The organism is Pseudomonas sp. zfem002 (genome assembly GCF_032621685.1).
Lineage (GTDB): Bacteria > Pseudomonadota > Gammaproteobacteria > Pseudomonadales > Pseudomonadaceae > Aquipseudomonas > Aquipseudomonas japonica.
The window spans coordinates 260,693-280,743 of record NZ_JAVYJH010000002.1; the positions used below are offsets into that span (position 1 = coordinate 260,693).

Below are 20,051 nucleotides of genomic sequence, written 5' to 3' on the forward strand. Positions count from 1 at the left end.
CCGCCGCGCTATTGGCGCCGGCACCAGAACTCCTCGGCCAGGCGGCGCAGGTCTTCGGCCAGGCCGGCCACGTCGCTGGCGGTGGAATGACCGCGCTGGCCAGCGCTGACGCTCTGCTCGCTGGCCTCGCGGATGCTGATGATATTGCGGTTGATGTCTTCGCTGACCAGGCTCTGCTGCTCCACCGCCGCGGCGATCTGCATGCTCATCTCGCTGATCTGGTTGACCCGCTGGCTGATGCCGTGCAGCGCCTGGGTGGCGTGCTGCGCCTGTTCGACACTCTGCCCGGCATGGCTGCTGCTCTGCTGCATCGCCACCACCGCATCCCGCGCGCCGCTCTGCAGCACCGTGATCATGCGCTGGATCTCGCCGGTGGACTGCGCCGTGCGCTGGGCCAGCCCGCGCACCTCGTCGGCCACCACGGCGAAGCCGCGCCCATGATCGCCCGCCCGCGCCGCCTCGATCGCGGCATTCAGGGCCAGCAGGTTGGTCTGCTCGGCGATGCTGTGGATAACTTCCAGCACCCCGGAGATTTCCTCGCTGTGGTTTTCCAGGGTGTGCACCACTTCGGTGGCTTCGGCCAGGGCATTGGCCAGTTGCAGGATGGTGCTGCGGCTCTGGTCCACCAACTGATGACCGACCTGGGTCTCGCCTTCCGCCTGGTCCGCCGCCTTCGAGGCCTGCTGCGCGCTGTCGGCCACTTCGGCGACCCGCGCGGCCATGCGGTGGATGGCCTCGGCGACCTGGTCGGCATCGCCCTGCTGCCCCACCGTGGTGGTGTGACTGTGCTGCAGATGGCTGGCCAGGTCGGCGGTATGCCCGGCCAGGCGCCTGGAGGTGTCGCCGATGCGCCCGACCACCGCGCCGATCTGTGCTTCGAGCATCTGCAGGGCGAACTCGATCTGCCCCACGGCATCCCGCCGGCCGGTGTACAGGCGCTGGCTCAACGGGTTGTCGGCGATGCTGCGGGCGCGACGGCGCAGTTGCTCCAGCGGGTTCAGGGTATGGCGGATCAGCAGCGCCCCAAGCCCGGCGAACGTCAGCCACTCCAGCGCGCCCTGGTACGGCAACTCGGGCAGCAGCAGGCGGCTGCCCCCCAGCACCACGGCGAGCAGCCCACCCAGCCCGAGGCTCAGGCGCGCGCCCATGCCCAGCATCGGCAGCCGCTCGCGCAGGCTGCGTTCGCCATTGCGCAAGTCGGCGTAGTGACGCTCGGCGGCCTCGACCTGGGCCTGCGTCGGCTTGGTCCGCACCGACTGATATTCCACGGTCTGGCCGTGACTGGTGATGGGCGAGACGAAGGCGCTGACCCAGTAATGGTCGCCGTTCTTGCAGCGGTTCTTCACCAGCCCCATCCACGAACGGCCCTGCTTCAGGGTCTGCCACATGTGCTCGAAGGCCTGCGCCGGCATGTCCGGGTGGCGCACGATATGGTGCGCGCTGCCGAGCAGTTCATCGCGGGAGAACCCGCTGATCCGGATGAACTCGTCGTTGGCGTAGGTAATGGCACTCGTCAGATCCGTGGTAGAGAGGATGTTCGCATCCACGGGGTAATCCACATTTCGACCGGTCACAGGCAGATTGCTCTTCATCGAGAGGCGCTCGTCGTTCGGGTGGGGGTATAAAGCAGGGCGGAAATACTACGTTTGCCCCCTTGCCGGAACCTTGACCCAGAGCAGCATAAAGGCCTATTGCCAGCACCACTCATCCAGTGGTAAAGGCAACTGACAGCCGTGACAGGTAGCGGTCACGCTGCTGACCGTGTCGCTCCTATATATATGGGTACAAGCCCTGTCTGCCACTTCTGCCCGGCCATCCTGACGCATGCGAATCTCCAGCCCCCGAACGCTGCTTGTCCTGCTCGCCATTGTCCTTCTGGGCGCCGCCGCCTGGTTCGTCGGCCAGCGCCCGCAAGCCGCCCGTCCCGTTCAGGCGAGTGCCGTGCCGGTCAGCGTGATCAGCGTGCAGCGCGAGGACGTACCGCGCTTTCTCAGCGCCATCGGTACCGTGCAATCCCTGCACAGCGTGGTGATCCGGCCGCAGGTCGAGGGCGTGCTGACGCGCATTGCCGTGCAGGAAGGGCAGACCGTCCGGCAGGGCGACCTGCTGGCCACCCTCGACGACCGCGCCATCCGCGCCAGCCTCGACCAGGCCCGCGCCCAGCTCGGGCAAAGCCAGGCGCAACTGCAGGTGGCGCAGACCGACCTCAAGCGCTATCGCCTGCTCAGCGCAGACAACGGCATCTCGCGGCAGACCCTCGACCAGCAGCAGGCCCTGGTCGACCAGCTCAAGGCCACACTGCTGGGCAACCAGGCCAATATCGCCGCCGCCGAGGTGCAGCTGTCCTATACCCGGATCCTCTCGCCGGTCGGCGGCCGGGTCGGCATCCGCAATGTCGACGAGGGCAACCTGGTGCGCAGCAGCGACACCCAGGGCCTGTTCAGCGTGACCCGCCTCGACCCGATCAACGTGGACTTCTCGGTGCCGCAGCAATGGCTGCCGACCCTGCAGCAACTCACTGCCAGCAACCAGCCGGCGCCGATCCAGGCCTACCTGGAAGGCGACGGCGACAGCGGCGGCACGCTGCTCGGCGAGGGGCGCCTGAGCCTGATCGACAACCAGATCGCCGCCGGCACCGGCACCCTGCGCGCCAAGGCCACGTTCGCCAACCCCGACGCACGCCTGTGGCCCGGGCAACTGGTGACCCTGCGCGTGCAGACCGGCATCGAGCGCAACGCCCTGGTGGTGCCGCCCGGCGTGGTGCGCCAGGGCGTCGACCAGCACTTCGTCTATCGCGTCAAAGGCGACAAGGCCGAGGCAGTGCCGGTCAAGGTGCTCTACCAGGACAGCAAGCTGAACGTGATCAGCGGCGTCGAGGCCAACGACCGCCTGGTCGCCGACGGCCAGTCGCGGCTCAAGCCCGGGGCGCATGTGGAAGTCCTCGAGGCCGCGCCCGCCGCCGGTGAAGACGTCGCCGCGAGCGCCCGGCCATGAACGCCGCCCTGCCCAATGGCAGCAAGGGCCTGTTCGGCTGGTGCATCGATCGTCCCGTCGCCACCCTGCTGCTGACCTTCGCCCTGGTCCTGCTCGGCGTGGTCGCCTTCCCGCGGCTGCCGGTGGCACCGCTGCCGGAGGCGGACTTCCCGACCATCCAGGTCACCGCGCAGTTGCCCGGCGCCAGCCCGGAAACCATGGCCTCGTCGGTGGCGACCCCGTTGGAGGTGCAGTTCAGCGCCATCCCCGGCATGACCCAGATGACCTCCAGCAGTGCCCTGGGCTCCACCAACCTGACCCTGCAGTTCACCCTCGACAAGAACATCGACACCGCCGCCCAGGAAGTCCAGGCGGCGATCAACACCGCCACCGCGCGCCTGCCCCAGGACATGCCCAGCCCGCCGACCTGGCGCAAGGTCAACCCGGCCGACAGCCCGGTGCTGATCCTCAGCGTCAGCTCCGCGCAGATGCCGGCCAACGAACTCAGCGACTACGCGGAAACCCTGCTGGCCCGGCAACTGAGCCAGATCGACGGCGTCGGCCTGGTCAACATCATCGGCCAGCAGCGCCCGGCGATCCGCGTGCAGGCGCAGCCGGACAAGCTCGCCGCCATCGGCCTGACCCTCGCCGACCTGCGCCTGGCGATCCAGCAGACCAGCCTCAACCTGGCCAAGGGCGCGCTGTACGGCGCCAGCAGCGTGTCGACCCTGGCCACCAACGATCAGTTGTTCCATCCCGAGCAGTACGCGCAGCTGATCGTCTCCTACCGCGACGGCGCGCCGGTGCAGCTCAAGGACGTGGCCAAGGTCATCAGCGGCTCCGAGAACGCCTACGCCAAGGCCTGGTCCGGCGAGCAGCAGGGCCTCAACCTGGTGGTCTTCCGCCAGCCCGGGGCGAACATCGTCGACACCGTGGACCGGGTCAACGCCGAACTGCCGCGCCTGCAGGAGATGCTGCCGGCCACGATCGATGTCTCGGTGCTGCAGGACCGTACCCAGACCATCCGCGCCTCGCTGCACGAAGTGGAACTGACCCTGGCCATCGCCGTGCTGCTGGTGATCGCGGTGATGGCGCTGTTCCTGCGCCAGCTGTCGGCGACCCTGATCGTCTCGGCGGTGCTCGGCGTGTCGCTGGTGGCCAGCTTCGCCCTGATGTACCTGTTCGGTTTCAGCCTGAACAACCTGACCCTGGTGGCCATCGTCATCGCCGTGGGCTTCGTGGTCGACGATGCCATCGTCGTGGTGGAAAACATCCACCGCCACCTGGAAGCCGGCGACAGCCGTCGCGAGGCGGCGATGAAAGGCGCGCGGGAAATCGGCTTCACCGTGGTCTCGATCAGTTTCTCCCTGGTCGCGGCGTTCATTCCCCTGCTGTTCATGGGTGGCGTGGTCGGTCGGCTGTTCAAGGAATTCGCCCTGACCGCCACCTCGACCATCCTGATTTCCGTGCTGGTCTCGCTGACCCTGGCGCCAACCCTGTGCGCCCTGTTCATGAACGCCCCGGCCCACGGCAAGGAGCGCAAGCCGGGCTTCGGCGAGCGCCTGCTCGGCGGGTATGAGCGCGCCCTGGACAAGGCCCTGGCCCACCAGCGCCTGATGCTCGGGGTGTTCTGCCTCAGCACCGCGCTGGCAGTGGTCGGCTACGTGCTGATTCCCAAGGGCTTCTTCCCGGTGCAGGACACCGGTTTCGTCCTCGGCACCAGCGAGGCCGCCGCCGACGTGTCCTACCCGGACATGATCGCCAAGCACCAGGCCCTGGCCGCGATCATCGGCGCCGATCCCGCGGTGCGCGCCTTCTCCCATGCGGTGGGGGTCACCGGCAGCAACCAGACCATCGCCAACGGGCGCTTCTGGATCTCGCTCAAGGAGCGCGGCGAGCGCGACGTGTCCGCCAGCGAGCTGATCGACCGCCTGCGGCCGAAACTGGCCAGGGTCCCCGGCGTGGTCCTCTACCTGCGCGCCGGCCAGGACATCAACCTCAGTTCCGGGCCGAGCCGCAGCCAGTACCAGTACGTGCTCAAGAGCAACGACGGCCCGGCGCTGAACCTGTGGACCCAACGCCTGACCGAACGGCTCAAGGCCAACCCGGCCTTCCGCGACCTGTCCAACGACCTGCAACTGGGGGCCAGCGTCACCCGCATCGTGATCGACCGCCAGGCCGCGGCGCGCTTCGGCCTGACCACCAGCGATGTCGACCAGGCGCTCTACGACGCCTTCGGCCAGCGCCAGATCAGCGAGTTCCAGACCGAAACCAACCAGTACAAGGTGATTCTCGAACTGGACGCGCGCCAGCGTGGGCGCGCCGAGAGCCTCAACTACTTCTACCTGCGCTCGCCGCTGAGCGGCGAAATGGTCCCGCTGGCGGCCGTGGCCCGGGTCGAAGCGCCGAGCACCGGACCGCTGTCCATCGCCCACGACGGCCTGTTCCCCGCCGCCAACCTGTCGTTCAACCTGGCCCCCGGCGTGGCCCTCGGCGACGCGGTGAACATCCTCGAACGGACCCAGCGCGAGCTGGGCATGCCGGCCTCCATCAGCGGTACCTTCCAGGGTGCGGCGCAGGCCTTCCAGAGTTCGCTGTCGAGCCAGCCGTGGCTGATCCTCGCCGCACTGGTGGCGGTGTACATCATCCTCGGCGTGCTCTACGAGAGTTTCGTCCACCCGCTGACCATCATCTCCACCCTGCCCCCGGCCGGCCTCGGCGCCCTGGCCCTGCTCTGGGCGTGGGGCGAGGACTTCACCATCATGGGCCTGATCGGCGTGGTGCTGCTGATCGGCATCGTCAAGAAGAACGGCATCCTGCTCATCGACTTCGCCCTCGATGCCCAGCGCAACCAGGGCATGACCCCGGAAGAAGCGATCCACCAGGCCTGCCTGACCCGCTTCCGGCCGATCATCATGACCACCCTCGCCGCCCTGCTCGGCGCGGTGCCGCTGATGTTCGGCGCCGGGGCCGGCGCCGAACTGCGCCAGCCGCTGGGCATCGCCGTGGTCGGCGGGCTGCTGGTCAGCCAGGCCCTGACACTGTTCACCACCCCGGTCATATACTTGGCCCTGGAGCGCCTGTTCCACCGGCGCCAGCGCGCTGCCCCGGCGCCCCGGCCTATAGAGAACTGAGAGCCGACCATGCGCGTGCTGATTATCGAAGACGAAGAAAAGACCGCCGACTACCTGCACCGCGGCCTGACCGAACAGGGCTTCACCGTGGACCTGGCGCGGGACGGCATCGAGGGCCTGCACCTGGCGCTGGAAGGCGACTACTCGGTGATCGTCCTCGACGTCATGCTCCCTGGCCTCGACGGCTACGGCGTGCTGCGCGCCCTGCGCGCACGCAAGCAGACCCCGGTGATCATGCTCACCGCCCGCGAACGGGTAGAAGACCGCATCCACGGCCTGCGCGAGGGCGCCGACGACTACCTCGGCAAGCCGTTCTCCTTCCTCGAACTGGTCGCCCGCCTGCAGGCCCTGACCCGCCGCAGCGGTGGCCACGAGCCGGTGCAGATCCAGGTCGCCGACCTCTGGGTCGACCTGATCAGCCGCAAGGCCAGCCGTGCCGGCCAGCGCCTCGACCTGACCGCCAAGGAATTCTCCCTGCTCAGCGTGCTGGCCCGGCGCCAGGGCGAGATCCTGTCCAAGACCGCCATCGCCGAGCTGGTCTGGGACATCAATTTCGACAGCGACGCGAACGTCGTCGAAGTGGCGATCAAGCGCCTGCGCGCCAAGCTCGACGGCCCGTTCGAAAGCAAACTGCTGCACACCATCCGGGGTATGGGCTATGTCCTGGAAAGCCGTGCGCACTAACTCCCTGGCCCTGCGCCTCAGCGCCCTGTTCACCGGGGTGGCGCTGCTGGTGTTCCTGCTGATCGGCTGGGCCCTGTACAAGCAGGTCGACCGCAGCCTCGACCTGCTGCCCTCGGCCGAACTGGAGGCGCGCTACAGCGTGCTGGAGTCGTCGCTGATGCGCTTCGGCAACCAGGAGCACTGGGGCAAGATCACCCGCAAGCTCGACCTGCTCGGCGAGGAAGACCGGCGCATCCGCTTCTGGGTGGTGAGCGGCGACAGCCGGTACGAATACGGCCATCCCGACGCCCTGATCCGTCACCTCGCCGAAGGCCGGCCCGGCATGCGCGACGTGTACCTGGCGGACAACCCCTACCCGTTCAAGATCATGCTCAGCGAGCTGCCGGCCCTGGAAGAACGCCCGCCGCTGCGCTTTCTCATCGGCATCGACACCGACACCTTCTGGAATACCCAGCGTACCCTGCTGATCGCCCTGGTCAGCCTGGCGGTGGTCGGCGTGCTGCTGGCCTCGGTGCTGGGCTACTGGGTGGCGCGGATCGGCCTGCGGCCGTTGCGCCAGCTCTCCGCCGAAGCCCAGCAACTGGCGCCGCCACGCCTGAGCGGGCGCCTGCGGGTATCGGCGCTGCCGCCGGAACTGGAACAGTTCGCCCAGGCCTTCAACGCCACCCTGGAGCGGGTCGACCAGGCCTACACGCGGCTGGAGGCGTTCAATGCCGACGTGGCCCACGAACTGCGCTCGCCGCTGACCAACCTGATCGGCCAGACCCAGGTCGCCCTGACCCGCGGGCGCAGCGCCGAACACTACTTCGAAGTCCTGCAGTCGAACCTGGAGGAGCTGGAGCGCCTGCGCAGCATCGTCAACGACATGCTCTTCCTCGCCAGCGCCGACCAGGGCAGCAAGGCCACGGCGCTGATCAGCACCTCGCTGGCCGAGGAGGTGGCGACCACCCTCGACTACCTCGACTACATCCTCGAAGACGCCCAGGTGCGGGTCGAGGTCAGTGGCGACGCCCAGGCCCGCATCGAAAAGGCCCACCTGCGCCGGGCCCTGATCAACCTGATCAACAACGCGGTGCAGCACACCGCCCCGCAGCAGGTCATCCACATCGGCATCGACAGCCAGGACGGGCAGATCCGCATCGCCGTCAGCAACCCCGGCCCGGCCATCGCCGACGAGCACCTGGCGCGCTTGTTCGAGCGCTTCTACCGGGTCGACGCCGCGCGCAGCAACAGCGGCGGCAGCAATCACGGGCTGGGACTGGCGATCGTCAAGGCCATCGCCGTGATGCATGGCGGCAGTGTGTTCGTGCGCAGCCAGGCCGGCGCCAATACCTTCGGCATTCTCCTGCCTGCCTGAACCCCGTAGGAGCGCGGCTTGCCCGCGAAAGGACCGCATAGCGGTCCCGGTTCCCATGTGCATGGTCTGTCTGTAGATCAGGAACCGGGACCGCTATGCGGTCCTTTCGCGGGCAAGCCGCGCTCCTACAGGCCGCAGTGCTCTAAACAGCGGCTTTGCGCGACTATTACCTTTCCTGCAACAGTGCATCTCGAAAAACAGGCTTTTTCGTTCGCTTGCTAACGATTAATTTGGACACACCAAACAGATACCTGCCCCGCAGGAAGGTTGTTCCAAATGTCCAACAGCATGGGTATTGCCAGCGTTTTCGTTCTGTCCTCCATCCTGCTTTCGCCGCTGGCGATGGCCGAAGAGTCCCAGGCCTTCGTCGCCCAGACCAGCCGCCATCAAGCCGCCATGGAGCAGTCCCGCGAAGCCTTTGCCAAGCAATCGCAGGACGCTGTCAAAGGCTCGGAGCAGACAGCATCCAAGGTAAACGCGAGTGACAGCAAAGACAGCTGATCCTCGGCACCCCGCTCCTGTTTTTCCCTCGACTTTCGCGCTGGTGACTTTTCCCCTGGCGCGTTTGTCATTGAAAGCCGCTGCTCGTCAGCGGCTTTTTTTTGCCTGGTGAAAAGTACCGGAATACGGCCGGTCCCCTACAAGAAAAAACCCGTTCGCAGTATTGAAACTGCCGCCGACAGCACCTCAAGGAGTTCATCACGGTGACATTCACAGCCCGTTTCACCCCGCTTTTCGTTGCAATGGCTGCAACGATGCCGTTCCACGCCCAGGCCGAAGACGAAAAACCCGAAGGTTTCATCGAAGGCGCCAGCCTCGATGTCCTCGCGCGCAACTACTACCTGAATCGCAACCAGCTGCTGCCCGACGTGCGCGACAACCGCGAATGGGGCCAGGGCTTCATCGGCAGGTTCGAATCGGGGTTCACCCCGGGCACGCTCGGCTTCGGTCTCGACGCCTACGCCATGCTCGGCCTGAAACTGGATGGCGGTGGCGGCACCGCGGGCTCCAGCATTCTGCCGATCAACAGCCCGGGCAAGGACGGCTACGACTACGGCAAGGCCCCGGACCAGTTCTCCAGCGCCGGTGCGTCGGTCAAGCTGCGTGCCTTCGACACCGTGCTGCGCGCCGGTGACCTGTTCCTCAGCAACCCGGTGATCGCCGGCGGCGAAAGCCGCATGCTGCCGCAGACCTTCCGCGGCGTGAGCCTGAGCAACACCAGCGTCGAGCACCTGATGCTCGAAGCGGGCCAGGCCAGCTTCACCAAGCCCTACAACCAGAGTGGCCACCGCCGTATCGACACCTTCTATGGCAGGCTCGCCGACGACCGCGACAGCCGCCACCTGAACTGGGCCGGCGCGGCCTGGACGCCGGTCGAAGGGCTGAGCAGCAACCTGTACGCCGCCGAGCTGAAGGACATCTGGAACCAGTACTACTTCGACCTCGACTACACCTGGCAGCTCAACGACCTGGTCAGCCTGAATCCGGGCCTGCACTACTACCACACCCAGGACACCGGCGAGCGCCTGCTCGGGCACATCGACAACAACACCTACAGCCTGCACTTCGCGGTCAACGTCGGCTTCCACTCGGTGACCGCGGTGTACCAGCGGGTCAATGGCAACACGCCGTTCGACTACATCAACCAGGGCGACAGCATCTACCTGGACAACTCGCAGATCTACTCGGACTTCAACGGTCCCAACGAGCGTTCGTGGAAGCTCAAGTACGCCTATGACTTCGCCGGCGTCAGCCTGCCGGGGCTGACCACCGCGCTGTCGTACTCGCGGGGCGAGCTGGACCTGAGCAAGGTCGATCCGAACAGCAGCGGCTATGGCCACTGGTACAGCGCCGAGGGCAACGACGCCCGGCACTGGGAGCGGGATGTCGACCTGGCCTACACCTTCCAGGACAGCCAGCTCAAGGACCTCACCGTGCGCCTGCGCTGGGCCGCCCATCGGGGCAGCCAGGGGTATTCGGCGGTGGACAACGATGTCGACGAGTACCGGGTGATCGTCGAGTATCCGCTGAACGTCTTCTGAATCGAAGCTGCACCCTGCTCTCGTAGGAGCGTGGCTTGCCCGCGAAAGGACCGCATGGCGGTCCCGGACTTCATTGCTGCCAGGGACCGCTAGGCGGTCCTTTCGCGGGCAAGCCACGCTCCTACGAGTAGAGGATGTGTCGAGCGATCGCCCTACCGCACATCCGCCCCCGCCACACACATCTTGTCCTACAATCCGCCCCCACCTAGAATACCCGCCGCCGCTCGGGCCCCTCGCTCGCGGCCGTAATGGATTTCCATCACCAGAACCGCCCCCGGAACAGCCTGTCCTGTCGCCGGCGGAGGGTTTTACCCATTTTCCGGCCCAACCGACGCCCAGGCACCTTCGCGACCATGAACGCGCACTCCCCGCCCCCGCGCCCCAGCCTGTACCGCAGGCACCCGGAACTGATCCTGAATCTGGGCAGCTGTCTGGCCGTGGTGGCGATCATTTCCATCGTCACCTTCCTGCTGATGCGCGAACGGATGAACGTGGAACAGAGCGCGGTCCGCTCGGCAGGCAATATCGTCAAGCTCATCGAGACCGACATCATCCGCAATGTCGAGCTCTACGACCTGTCCCTGCAAAGCCTGATCTGGGCCGTGCAACACCCGGAACTGCTGGGCATCCCCGCCCACATGCGCCAGCAGGTGCTGTTCAACCAGGCCTTCAGCAGCCCGGTGCGCGGCGACATCCTCTGGCTCGACCGCGACGGCAACGTGGTCGCCGATTCCGCCAGCACCACCCCACGCACGGCCAACTTCGCCGACAACGCGATCTTCCAGGAACACCGGCGCAACCCCGACCTGGGCATGGTCATCAGCCCGCCCTTCAAGGCACGCCTCGGCGATCCCGACTGGTGCATCAGCTTCAGCCGGCGCATCGACGATGCCGATGGCAGTTTCGCCGGGGTCGCCGGTGGCGCCCTGCGCCTGTCGCACTTCAGCGACATGTTCAAGCGCCTGGACGTCGGCCACGACAGCAGCATCAACCTGATGAACACCGACGGCCAGTTGCTCGCCCGGCATGCCTCCGGCGCCAGTGTGCCGAGCAACGAGCGGATCGGCGTCAGCTTCGCCAAGCGCCCCAATTTCCAGCGCCTGCTGGCCGAGGGCAGCGGCAGCTTCAGCGGCCCCTCCGGGCATGACGGGCGGATGCGCCTGTACACCTTCGCCCGGGTCGAGAACCTGCCGCTGGTGCTGGTGGTGACGCAGTCGGTGGACGAGGTCTACAGCGCCTGGAAACGCACCGCGCTGCTGGTCAGCGCGGCCACCGCGGTGCTGTGCATCGGCATCCTCTGGCTGACCCTGATGCTCGGCCGCGAGCTGCAGCGCCGGCACAGCGCCGAGCGCAGCCTGGCCGAACTGGCCGCCACCGACAGCCTCACCGGCCTGCCCAACCGCCGCCAGCTGGACCAGGTACTGCGCCGCGAATGGGCCCGGGCCCAACGCACCCAGCGGCCGATCGCGGTGTTGATGATCGATGTCGACCACTTCCGCTGCTTCAACGAACGCCATGGCCACCTGGGTGGCGACGAAGCCCTGCGCCGGGTCGCCGAGGCCATCGCCGACAGCCTGCTGCGCCCCACCGACCTGGCGGCGCGCTACGGCGGCGAGGAGTTCGTCGCGGTGCTGCCCGACACCGACCTGCCCGGTGCCCTGACCCTGGCCGAACGTATCCGCCAGGGCGTCGAGGCACTGCCGCCGTATGGCAAGGACGAGCGCTCGGTGAGTGTCAGCGTGGGGATCGGCGTCTACGCGCCGGGCAGCGCGCAGAGCCTGAGCGACTTGATGGCCCGCGCCGACGAAGCGCTGTACCGGGCCAAGCGCGACGGCCGCAACCGGGTCGAGGCGGCATTGCCGGCTTGAGAGGGTGGCCGCTTTGCGGCCCTTCGCGAGCAAGCTCCCACAAGGCCTGTCCCGAATTCGGCGGGCTTTTCTGTGGGAACGAGCTTGCTCGCGAAGGGCTGCGAAGCGGCCCCCGGGTATCAGGACTGGGCGCGAGCGCTGTTGCGCAGCACTTTCACCTGGTCATGGTTGCGCTGCACGCCGTGGTACTGGCGCTCGACCAGGCTGTAGGACGCCGAAGCCGGAGCGACCCTGGCCAGTTTCTCCAGCGCTTCCTTGTACGCCTTGAGGGCATGGTCCTCGCCGCGTTCGGCTTCGTTGAGCACCGCTTCGTCGTCCTTGCCGGTGACCATGGCCTTGAGGTCGACCCAGCGACGGTGCAGGTCACCGCTCAGGCTGGTGGAGGTTTCCGGATCGCCGCCCAGGCTGCGCACATGCTGCTGCAGCTCGGCCGCGGCACTGGCGCAGTCGCCGGAGCGCTGCAGGAAGTAGGTCTTCAGGTCACCACGCTTGACGTCCTCGGCGCAGGTGGCGAAACCCTTTTCACCGTCCTTGCTGAATTCGATGAGGTCATTGAGTACGGAGATGACTTCTTTGTTGGTATCGGTCATGACACAGCTCCTTTTTGCATGAGGGATGTGGCATGACTCGTCGCAGGCTTCGTGCCAGCTCGACCCTTGTCAAAAAATCTCCATTTATCAGAGACCTATAAAAAATCGCGAAAACTGTATGCCCGCTTTCTGCATGAACTGTCCTTTGGCCTTCATGCAGATTGCCTGTATCGTCCTGGCCATTCGTCAGCCTTTTCCCGCCTGTCCACCTCATGCTGCCCACCTCATGAATCCCGAAGCCCTCGAACTGCTGGTCACCCGTGAAATGCCCTATGGCAAGTACAAGGGCCGCCTGATCGCCGACCTGCCTGGCCACTACCTCAACTGGTTCGCCCGCCAGGGCTTTCCCAAGGGCGAGCTGGGCGGCCTGCTGGCGCTGATGCACGAGGTCGACCACAACGGTCTGTCGGACCTGCTCGAACCGCTGCGCAAGAAGCATCCCCGCCCCCGCCCCTGAAAAAGCGAGAACGCCCATGAGTCAGTTGCCTTCGTCCGAGACCTCCCTGCTGGCCCGCGATGAGGGCTACTGGCAGCGCATCGCCGCGAAGTACGCCGTCGAACCCGGCCCGATCAACCTCGAGCATGGCTACTTCGGGCGCATGACCCGCACGGTGAGCGAGGTCTACCAGCAGCACATCGAGTCCATCAACCGCCTCAACTCGCTGCCGGTGCGCCAGCACTTCGAACAGGTCGGCAGCGTCGAGGTCCGCGATGCCGTGGCCGGGCTGATCGGCGTGGCGCCGCGCAGCGTGGCCATCGCCCAGAGCGCGTCCGCCGCCTTGCAGTCGATCATCCGCAACTACAACCGCCTGCAGCCGGGCGATGAACTGCTGGTCAGCGACCTGGAATACGACAGCGTGCAGAACGCCATGGACTGGCTGGCGCGCCAGCGTGGCCTGAAGCTGATCAGGCTGGACCTGCCGCACCCGGCGACCTTCGACAACATCGTGCAGAGCTACCGCGATGCCTTCGTGCGCAATCCGCGCATTCGCCTGATGGCGCTGACCCATGTCACCCATCGCACCGGGCTGGTGATGCCGGTCGAAGCCATCGCCCGCTGCGCCCGCGAGCATGGCGTGGACGTGATCCTCGACGGTGCCCATGCCCTGGGCCAGATCGACTTCGACCTGGAGCAACTGGGCATCGAGCTGGCGGGGTTCAACCTGCAGAAGTGGATCGGCGCGCCGCTGAGCCTCGGCGTGATCTATATCGCGCCGGGCAAGCTCGACGCGGTGGACGCGGACATGGGCGAAGTGCGTTATCCACAGGACGACATCCGTTCACGGGTGCCCTATGGCACGCCGAATGTCCCGGCCTGGCTGACCTTGCCCACGGTGATCGACGAGCATCGGGCCATGGGCGGCTCGCGGTTGAAAGGGGCGCGGCTGAATTACCTGCGCGACCTGTGGGTCGCACCTGCGCGGGAAATCGACGGGATCGAGGTACTGACGCCGGATGATCCACGCCTGTACTGCGGGATCACCTCGTTCCGCTTTACCCGGCAGGCCGACCAGGTGGCCATGGCCGAGCGGCTGCTCAAGGAACACAACCTGTTCACCGTGGCCCGGGAGGGCTCGGCGTGCGGGCCGTGCATCCGGGTGACCCCGGGGTTCGTGACGACGCCGCAGGAGGTGGGGTTGCTGGTCAAGGCCCTGGAGCAACTGGCCTGACGCGCCCCCTCCCCGTAGGAGCGTGGCTTGCCCGCGAAGGACCGCGCAGCGGTCCCAGATAGCAGTGAGGTCTGGGACCGCTGCGCGGTCCTTCGCGGTGGTTCGTCACACGACAAGCCACGCTCCTACGAGGTCTGCACCGCCAGCTCCACCACCTCGCTCTTCTTCACCAGGGCATAGACCACCCCGGTCAACAGGCTCCCCGCGACGATCGCCAGCAGGTACAGCAGGGCATGGTTGATCGCATTCGGGATCAGCATCACGAACAGCCCGCCATGCGGTGCCATCAGCTTGCAGCCGAAATACATCGACAGCGCCCCGGTCAGCGCGCCGCCGGCGATGCTGGCCGGGATCACCCGCAGCGGGTCCTTGGCGGCGAACGGAATCGCGCCTTCGGAGATGAAGCACAGGCCCAGCACCAACGCCGCCTTGCCGGCCTCGCGCTCGCTCTGGGCGAACTTGCGTCGGGCAAGGAAGCTGGCGATGCCCAGGCCGATCGGCGGCACCATGCCGGCGGCCATGGTCGCGGCCATCGGCGCATAGCTCTGCGACGCCAGCAGCCCCACGGAAAACGCATAGGCGGCCTTGTTCACCGGCCCGCCGAGGTCGACGCACATCATCGCGCCGAGGACGATACCCAGCAGGATGGCGTTGGTCGTGCCCATGCTGTCGAGGAACTGCGTCAGCCCGGCGAGCAACCCGGCCACCGGCTGGCCGACCACGTAGATCATCACCAGCCCGGTGAACAGGCTGGCGAACAGCGGGATCAGCAGGATCGGCTTCAACGCCTCCAGGCTGGTCGGCAGCGTCAGCCAGCGGCTGATGGCCCTGGCACTGTAGCCGGCGAGAAAACCGGCGATGATGCCGCCAATGAACCCCGCGCCCAGCGTGCTCGCCAGCAACCCGCCGATCATCCCCGGCGCCAGCCCCGGCCGGTCGGCGATGGACCAAGCGATATAGCCCGCCAGCAACGGCACCATCAGCTTGAACGCCGCCTCGCCGCCAATCTGCATCAGCGCCGCCGGCAGCGTGCCCGGCTCCTTGAAGGCCTCGATGCCGAAGACGAAGGACAGGGCGATCAACAGACCGCCGGCTACCACCATCGGCAGCATGAACGACACGCCGGTGAGCAGGTGCTTGTACACCCCGGTCTTCTCGCTGCGCGCCGCCGGCGCCTGGCCGGCGGCGGACGGGCTTTCCTCGCGGGCTTCGGCCAGCGCCCGGGTCAAGGTCGCCCTGGCCTGCTTCAGCGCCACGCCGGTGCCGCAGCGATAGATGCGCTTGCCGGCGAAACGCTCGGTGGGCACCTCGATATCGGCCGCCAGCAGCACCACGTCGGCCTCGGCGATGGCCGCCGCACTCAGCGGGTTGCGCGCGCCCACCGAACCCTGGGTTTCCACGCTCAGTTGCAGGCCCATTTGCTGCGCCGCCTGCTGCAAGGCCTCGGCGGCCATGAAGGTGTGCGCGACGCCGGTCGGGCAGGCGGTGACGGCGACGATCCGCCGGCCCGGCTCGACTGCCGCGGCCGCGCTATCCGGCCGCTGCAGCGTCGCCTGCTGCGCCGCCTGCTGCGCCGCCTCCCGCAGAAAGTTATCCACATCCCCCAGCGCCTGGGCCGGGGTGCTCTGGAACAGGCGCTTGCCGGCAAAGCGCTGCAAGGCCAGCGGGCCGCTGCTGACCACCAGCACCCAGTCGGCATCGGCAATGGCCGCCGCCGACAACTGCCGTTCCGGGCGCGCCGGGTCGTGCACCTCGACACAGGTGCTCCAGCCCAGGCGCTGCGCGGCGGCATCCAGCAGGCGCGCGCTGACCACGCTGGACACCTGGCCGTTGGGGCAGGCGGTAATGATCGCGAGTTTCATTGGGCACCTTCTTGTTCTGCGTCGGGGTTGTGGATAACCACCTCAGTTTCCAGGCGCGCCAGTTGCGCGCGGTCGTTGATGCCGAAACCGATCTGGCTGACCGCCTGGGCGGCAATCGCCGTGGCGCGGCGCAGGGTCTGCGGTGCCGGCTCCGCCGCCAGCAGACCGTGCAGCATGCCGGCCAGCAGCGAGTCGCCGGCGCCGACGGTGCTGGCGACCGTCACCTGCGGCGGCACGCCGTGCAGCAGGCCGTCGCGGCTGAACCAGTTGACCCCCTGCTCGCCCTGGGACACCACCACATGGGCGATACCTTGGTCGAGCAGGCGTTGCGCGGCCTCACGCTGCTGGGCCAGGCCGGGCAACGGCTGGCCGACCGCCTCGCCGAGTTCCTCGACATTCGGCTTGATCAGCCACGGCGTGGCGCGCAGCCCGGCATCCAGGGCCGCGCCGCTGCTGTCGAAGGCAACTTTCAGGCCCATGCCGTTCAGGCGCAGGAGCAACTGCTCCAGCCATTGCGGGGTGATCCCGCGCGGCAGGCTGCCGGCCACCACCACGGCGTCATGCCCCGGCGCGAGCTGGTCCAGACGCTGCAGCAGCGCGTCCCGCGCCGCCGCGTCCACCTGCGGCCCGGGGCCGTTGATATCGGTGACCTGGCCACCGGCTTCGACCAGCTTGATATTGCTGCGGGTCTCGCCGGGCACGCGGATGAAGCCATCGACGAAACCGCGCTGGCTGATCAGCGCCTCGAACGGGCCAAGGTTATCCACACCCAGGAAACCGCTGACGCTCAGCTGGTGCCCGAGATCGGCCAGCACCTGGGCCACGTTGAGGCCCTTGCCGGCGGCATGGCTGTGCTGCGCCGAGGCACGATTGACCGCGCCGGGACGCAGCGCGTCGAGGCTCACGGTGACGTCCAGCGCCGGGTTGAGGGTCAAGGTCAGGATCTTCGCCATCAGTGCATCTCCACCAGTGCCCGCACCTCGCCGGCACTGCCCAGGGCCAGCGCCTGTCGCGCCAGTGTCCGGGCCTGTTCAATACTCAGCGCGCGCACCTGTGCCTTGACTTCGGCAATGCCGCGCGCCGCCACGCTCAATTCATCCACATCCAGCCCGACCAGCAGCGGCACCGCCTGCGCATCGGCGGCCAGCTCGCCGCACACGCCGACCCACTTGCCATGGGCATGGGCCGCACGCACGGTCAGGTCGATCAGGTTCAGCACCGCCGGGTGCAGGCCGTCGGCCTGGGCCGACAGGCTCGGGTGGCCACGGTCGATGGCCAGGGTGTACTGGGTCAGGTCGTTGGTGCCGACACTGAAGAAGTCCACCTCCGCCGCCAGAACCGGCGCCAGCAGGGCCGCCGAGGGTACCTCGATCATGATCCCGACCTGCAGGTCGGCCACCGGGATCTCCTCCAGCAGACGGTCGACCATGCGCCGCGCCTCGCGCCACTCCTCGACCTGGCCGACCATCGGGAACATGATCCGCAGCGGCCTGTTGCCGGCGGCGCGCAGCAGGGCGCGCAACTGGCTTTCCATGACCTTCGGCCGCTGCAGGGTCAGGCGAATGCCGCGCACGCCGAGGAAGGGGTTTTCTTCCTTGGCGATCGGCCAGTACGGCAACGGCTTGTCGCCACCGACATCGAGGGTACGCACCACCAGCGGACGCCCGTCGAGACCGTCGAGCACCCGGCGGTACTCGGCTTCCTGGGTGGCCTCATCCGGCAGTTGCGGATGGGCCATGAAAATCAGCTCGGTGCGCAGCAGGCCGACGCCTTCCGCGCCCTGTGCCACCACCGCTTCGATCCCGGCGCTTTCGCCGATATTGGCGCACACCTCGACGGTGTGGCCATCGCGAGTGATCGCCGGCTCCAGGCGCCGAGCATCGGCGGCGCGCTGGCGCTGCGCGCGCAGCTCGCGTTCGGCCAGGGCCTTTTCCAATTGGTCGCTGGCCGGCTCGACGGTGGCGCAACCGCGCTGGCCGTCCAGCAACAGCGCGGTGCCCGACTCCAGCAGCAGCACGCCATCACCGGCGCCGACCACAGCGGGAATACCCAGCGCCCGGGCGACGATGGCGCTGTGCGCGGTGGCGCCACCACGGGCGGTAAGAATCCCGGCGACCCGCGCCGGATCGAGACGGGCCACATCGGACGGCCCGACTTCCGCCATCACCAGCACGTAGGGTTGCTTCGGCTCCGGCGTTTCGCTGAGGCCGCAGAGTTGCATCAGCACGCGGCGGCCGACATCGCGCAGGTCGGCGGCGCGTTCGGCGAGCAGGGCGTCCTGCAACGACTCCTGCTGGCGCGCCGCGCTGTCGATCACCGCCAGCCAGGCCGCCGCCGCGCTTTCGCCCTGGCGCAGGCGTCGTTCGACCTCCTCGGCCAGGCCAGGGTCGGCGAGCATTTCCTGGTGGGTGATGAAGATCTCGCGGATCGCGCTGACGTCGCTGCGCTGGATCAGTTCGTCGATATCGTCGCGTACCCGCGCCAGGGCCTGGCCCAGACGTTGGCGTTCCAACGTCGGCGATTCGCCGCGCAGCGGGTAGTCGAAGTGCTGCAACAGTTGGACATGGGCCGGGCCGCTGGCGATGCCGGGAGCCGCGGCCACGCCCTTGATGACCGAGCCCGCAAGCGGTGCCAGCGGGGCGCTGTCCGCTTCGTCCGGTTCCAGCGGCAGCGGCGCGAGCGGTGCCAGCGCCTCGACTTCCTCGCCCAGGCCCTCTTCCACCGCTTTCAACAGCACCGGCAATGCCTCGGCAAGCGCCGGCTCGACGCTGAATTCCAGCACCTGACCGCGCCGCGCACCGAGGCCAAGCAGCTTGCTCAGGCTCTTCACCGACACCGGCGCAGCGCCACCCTCGGCCAGACGGACGCGGACTTCACCGGTGAACTGCTTGGCCAGTTGCGCGAGGACCTTCGCCGGCCGCGCATGCAGGCCGTGGGGATTGGCCAGGACGATCCGCGCGCTGGGCCAGTCGTCCGGCACCGCGCCACCGAGCAGCGCCAGCACGCCCTGCACCGTGCCGGCGCGCAGCAGTTCCAGGCCGCGGCCTTCGATCAGCAGGGTGCACAGGCGATCCAGCAGGGCCTGCTGCGCCTCGCCCTGGGCAGCCAGGCAGAGCAGGCCGTCAAGTGCCTGGCCGAGATGACGCAGCGGCTGTTGCGGGGTGACGAAGGCCAACCCCGGCTGACGCACCGCCTGGTCGCTGGACAGCAGCCACAGACCGTCGCCCAGCGGCAGCGCCTGGGCCTGCTGCAGGTGCGCGGCGAAACCGCTGTCCACGCACTCGGCGCGGCGCAGCAGACGCGCGCCCTGCCACAACAGGTCGTCGACGTCATCGGCGGATACGCCGATGCCGACCGTCCGCTCATCCAGCAGCATCTCCCGTGGCACGCCCTGCAGCAGTTGCACCACGGCCTCGGCACTCTCGGCGCGGCTCAAGGCCTCGGCCAGATCGCCTTCGCCAAGCGCCCGGGTCAGTTGCTGGAGCAGGCTCAGGTGCTCGTCGGAGCGGGCGGCGATGACGATCGCCAGGTGCACGATCTGCCCGTCGCCCCAGTCCACACCGGCGGGAAACTGCATCAGGCGCACCCCGGTGGCGAACACCTGGTCGCGGGTCTGCGGGGTGCCGTGGGGAATGGCGATGCCTTGGCCGAGAAACGTCGAGCCCTGCGCCTCGCGAGCCTGCAGGCCGGCCAGGTAACCCTCGGCCACCAGGCCATCCTCGACCAGTCGCGCCGCCAGCAGGTCGAGGGCCGCGGCTTTATCCACAGCCACCTGACCCATGGCAATCTGCGCCGTGGTGAATTCGAGCATCGTCCTCTCCTTTTGCAACGCCAGGGCGGCGCCGAGGTATTGTTGTGTGGTTACAAGCAT

The 20,051-nt window shown here is 67.6% G+C and carries 14 protein-coding genes and 1 pseudogene; 9 read left to right on the top strand and 6 right to left on the bottom strand.

Translation table 11 applies throughout. The annotated features are described in order from the left end of the window. Positions 1 to 8: 8 nt before the first annotated feature. Entirely contained in the window at positions 9 to 1,157 is a 1,149-nt protein-coding gene (locus RTI28_RS04535) for a methyl-accepting chemotaxis protein (RefSeq protein ID WP_410478956.1), read from the bottom strand. A gap of 153 nt (positions 1,158 to 1,310) precedes the next feature. Then, a pseudogene (locus tag RTI28_RS30225) lies at positions 1,311 to 1,592 on the bottom strand (PAS domain-containing protein); the annotation flags it as partial. 232 nt (positions 1,593 to 1,824) lie between these two features. Here RTI28_RS30225 and RTI28_RS04540 point away from each other — a divergent pair. The 7 genes from RTI28_RS04540 to RTI28_RS04570 all read left to right on the top strand — a co-directional run bounded on the left by RTI28_RS04540 (position 1,825) and on the right by RTI28_RS04570 (position 12,058). Further along, the gene (locus RTI28_RS04540; RefSeq protein ID WP_316919324.1) at positions 1,825 to 2,994 is read left to right on the top strand and encodes an efflux RND transporter periplasmic adaptor subunit; all 1,170 of its coding nucleotides are present in this window, start codon (positions 1,825 to 1,827) and stop codon (positions 2,992 to 2,994) included. After that, complete coding sequence (locus RTI28_RS04545) at positions 2,991 to 6,107, top strand: multidrug efflux RND transporter permease subunit (protein WP_316919325.1); 3,117 nt, start codon at positions 2,991 to 2,993, stop codon at positions 6,105 to 6,107. The genes RTI28_RS04540 and RTI28_RS04545 overlap by 4 nt, the downstream gene beginning before the upstream one ends. 9 nt (positions 6,108 to 6,116) lie before the next feature. Then, on the top strand, positions 6,117 to 6,791 hold the full coding sequence (locus RTI28_RS04550) for a heavy metal response regulator transcription factor (protein ID WP_042120913.1): 675 nt from the start codon (positions 6,117 to 6,119) through the stop codon (positions 6,789 to 6,791). Further along, positions 6,766 to 8,148: a heavy metal sensor histidine kinase gene (locus RTI28_RS04555; protein WP_316919326.1), complete on the top strand. Its 1,383-nt coding sequence runs from the start codon at positions 6,766 to 6,768 to the stop codon at positions 8,146 to 8,148. Before RTI28_RS04550 ends, RTI28_RS04555 begins: the two co-directional genes overlap by 26 nt. A gap of 276 nt (positions 8,149 to 8,424) precedes the next feature. Next, positions 8,425 to 8,649: a hypothetical protein gene (locus RTI28_RS04560; RefSeq protein ID WP_316919327.1), complete on the top strand. Its 225-nt coding sequence runs from the start codon at positions 8,425 to 8,427 to the stop codon at positions 8,647 to 8,649. A gap of 203 nt (positions 8,650 to 8,852) precedes the next feature. Beyond that, the gene (locus RTI28_RS04565) at positions 8,853 to 10,190 is read left to right on the top strand and encodes an OprD family porin (RefSeq protein WP_316919328.1); all 1,338 of its coding nucleotides are present in this window, start codon (positions 8,853 to 8,855) and stop codon (positions 10,188 to 10,190) included. A gap of 353 nt (positions 10,191 to 10,543) precedes the next feature. Continuing rightward, positions 10,544 to 12,058 (top strand): diguanylate cyclase, encoded by a 1,515-nt coding sequence (locus RTI28_RS04570; RefSeq protein ID WP_316919329.1) that lies wholly within the window; start codon positions 10,544 to 10,546, stop codon positions 12,056 to 12,058. 119 nt (positions 12,059 to 12,177) lie between these two features. On the opposite strand, the gene RTI28_RS04575 is transcribed toward RTI28_RS04570, so the two are convergent. Continuing rightward, positions 12,178 to 12,648, bottom strand: a complete 471-nt coding sequence (locus RTI28_RS04575) for a PA2169 family four-helix-bundle protein (protein ID WP_316919330.1) — start codon at positions 12,646 to 12,648, stop codon at positions 12,178 to 12,180. Between the two features lie 226 nt (positions 12,649 to 12,874). On the opposite strand from RTI28_RS04575, the gene RTI28_RS04580 reads away from it, so the two are divergent. Beyond that, complete coding sequence (locus RTI28_RS04580; protein WP_042120920.1) at positions 12,875 to 13,105, top strand: DUF3820 family protein; 231 nt, start codon at positions 12,875 to 12,877, stop codon at positions 13,103 to 13,105. A 16-nt stretch (positions 13,106 to 13,121) separates the two neighbouring features. After that, positions 13,122 to 14,318, top strand: coding sequence for an aminotransferase class V-fold PLP-dependent enzyme (locus RTI28_RS04585; RefSeq protein ID WP_316919331.1), 1,197 nt, complete (start codon positions 13,122 to 13,124; stop codon positions 14,316 to 14,318). A 125-nt stretch (positions 14,319 to 14,443) separates the two neighbouring features. Here the strand turns inward: RTI28_RS04585 and RTI28_RS04590 are convergent, their stop codons facing one another. From RTI28_RS04590 to ptsP, 3 genes are read right to left on the bottom strand one after another with little or no spacing between them, the layout of a single operon-like run. After that, entirely contained in the window at positions 14,444 to 16,180 is a 1,737-nt protein-coding gene (locus RTI28_RS04590; protein WP_316919332.1) for a PTS fructose-like transporter subunit IIB, read from the bottom strand. Beyond that, the gene (gene pfkB, locus RTI28_RS04595; RefSeq protein ID WP_316919333.1) at positions 16,177 to 17,133 is read right to left on the bottom strand and encodes a 1-phosphofructokinase; all 957 of its coding nucleotides are present in this window, start codon (positions 17,131 to 17,133) and stop codon (positions 16,177 to 16,179) included. Before pfkB ends, RTI28_RS04590 begins: the two co-directional genes overlap by 4 nt. After that, positions 17,133 to 19,991 carry a phosphoenolpyruvate--protein phosphotransferase gene (ptsP, locus tag RTI28_RS04600; RefSeq protein ID WP_316919334.1) on the bottom strand — a complete coding sequence of 953 codons (2,859 nt, stop codon included), beginning with the start codon at positions 19,989 to 19,991 and terminating at the stop codon, positions 17,133 to 17,135. Before ptsP ends, pfkB begins: the two co-directional genes overlap by 1 nt. Positions 19,992 to 20,051: the final 60 nt, after the last annotated feature.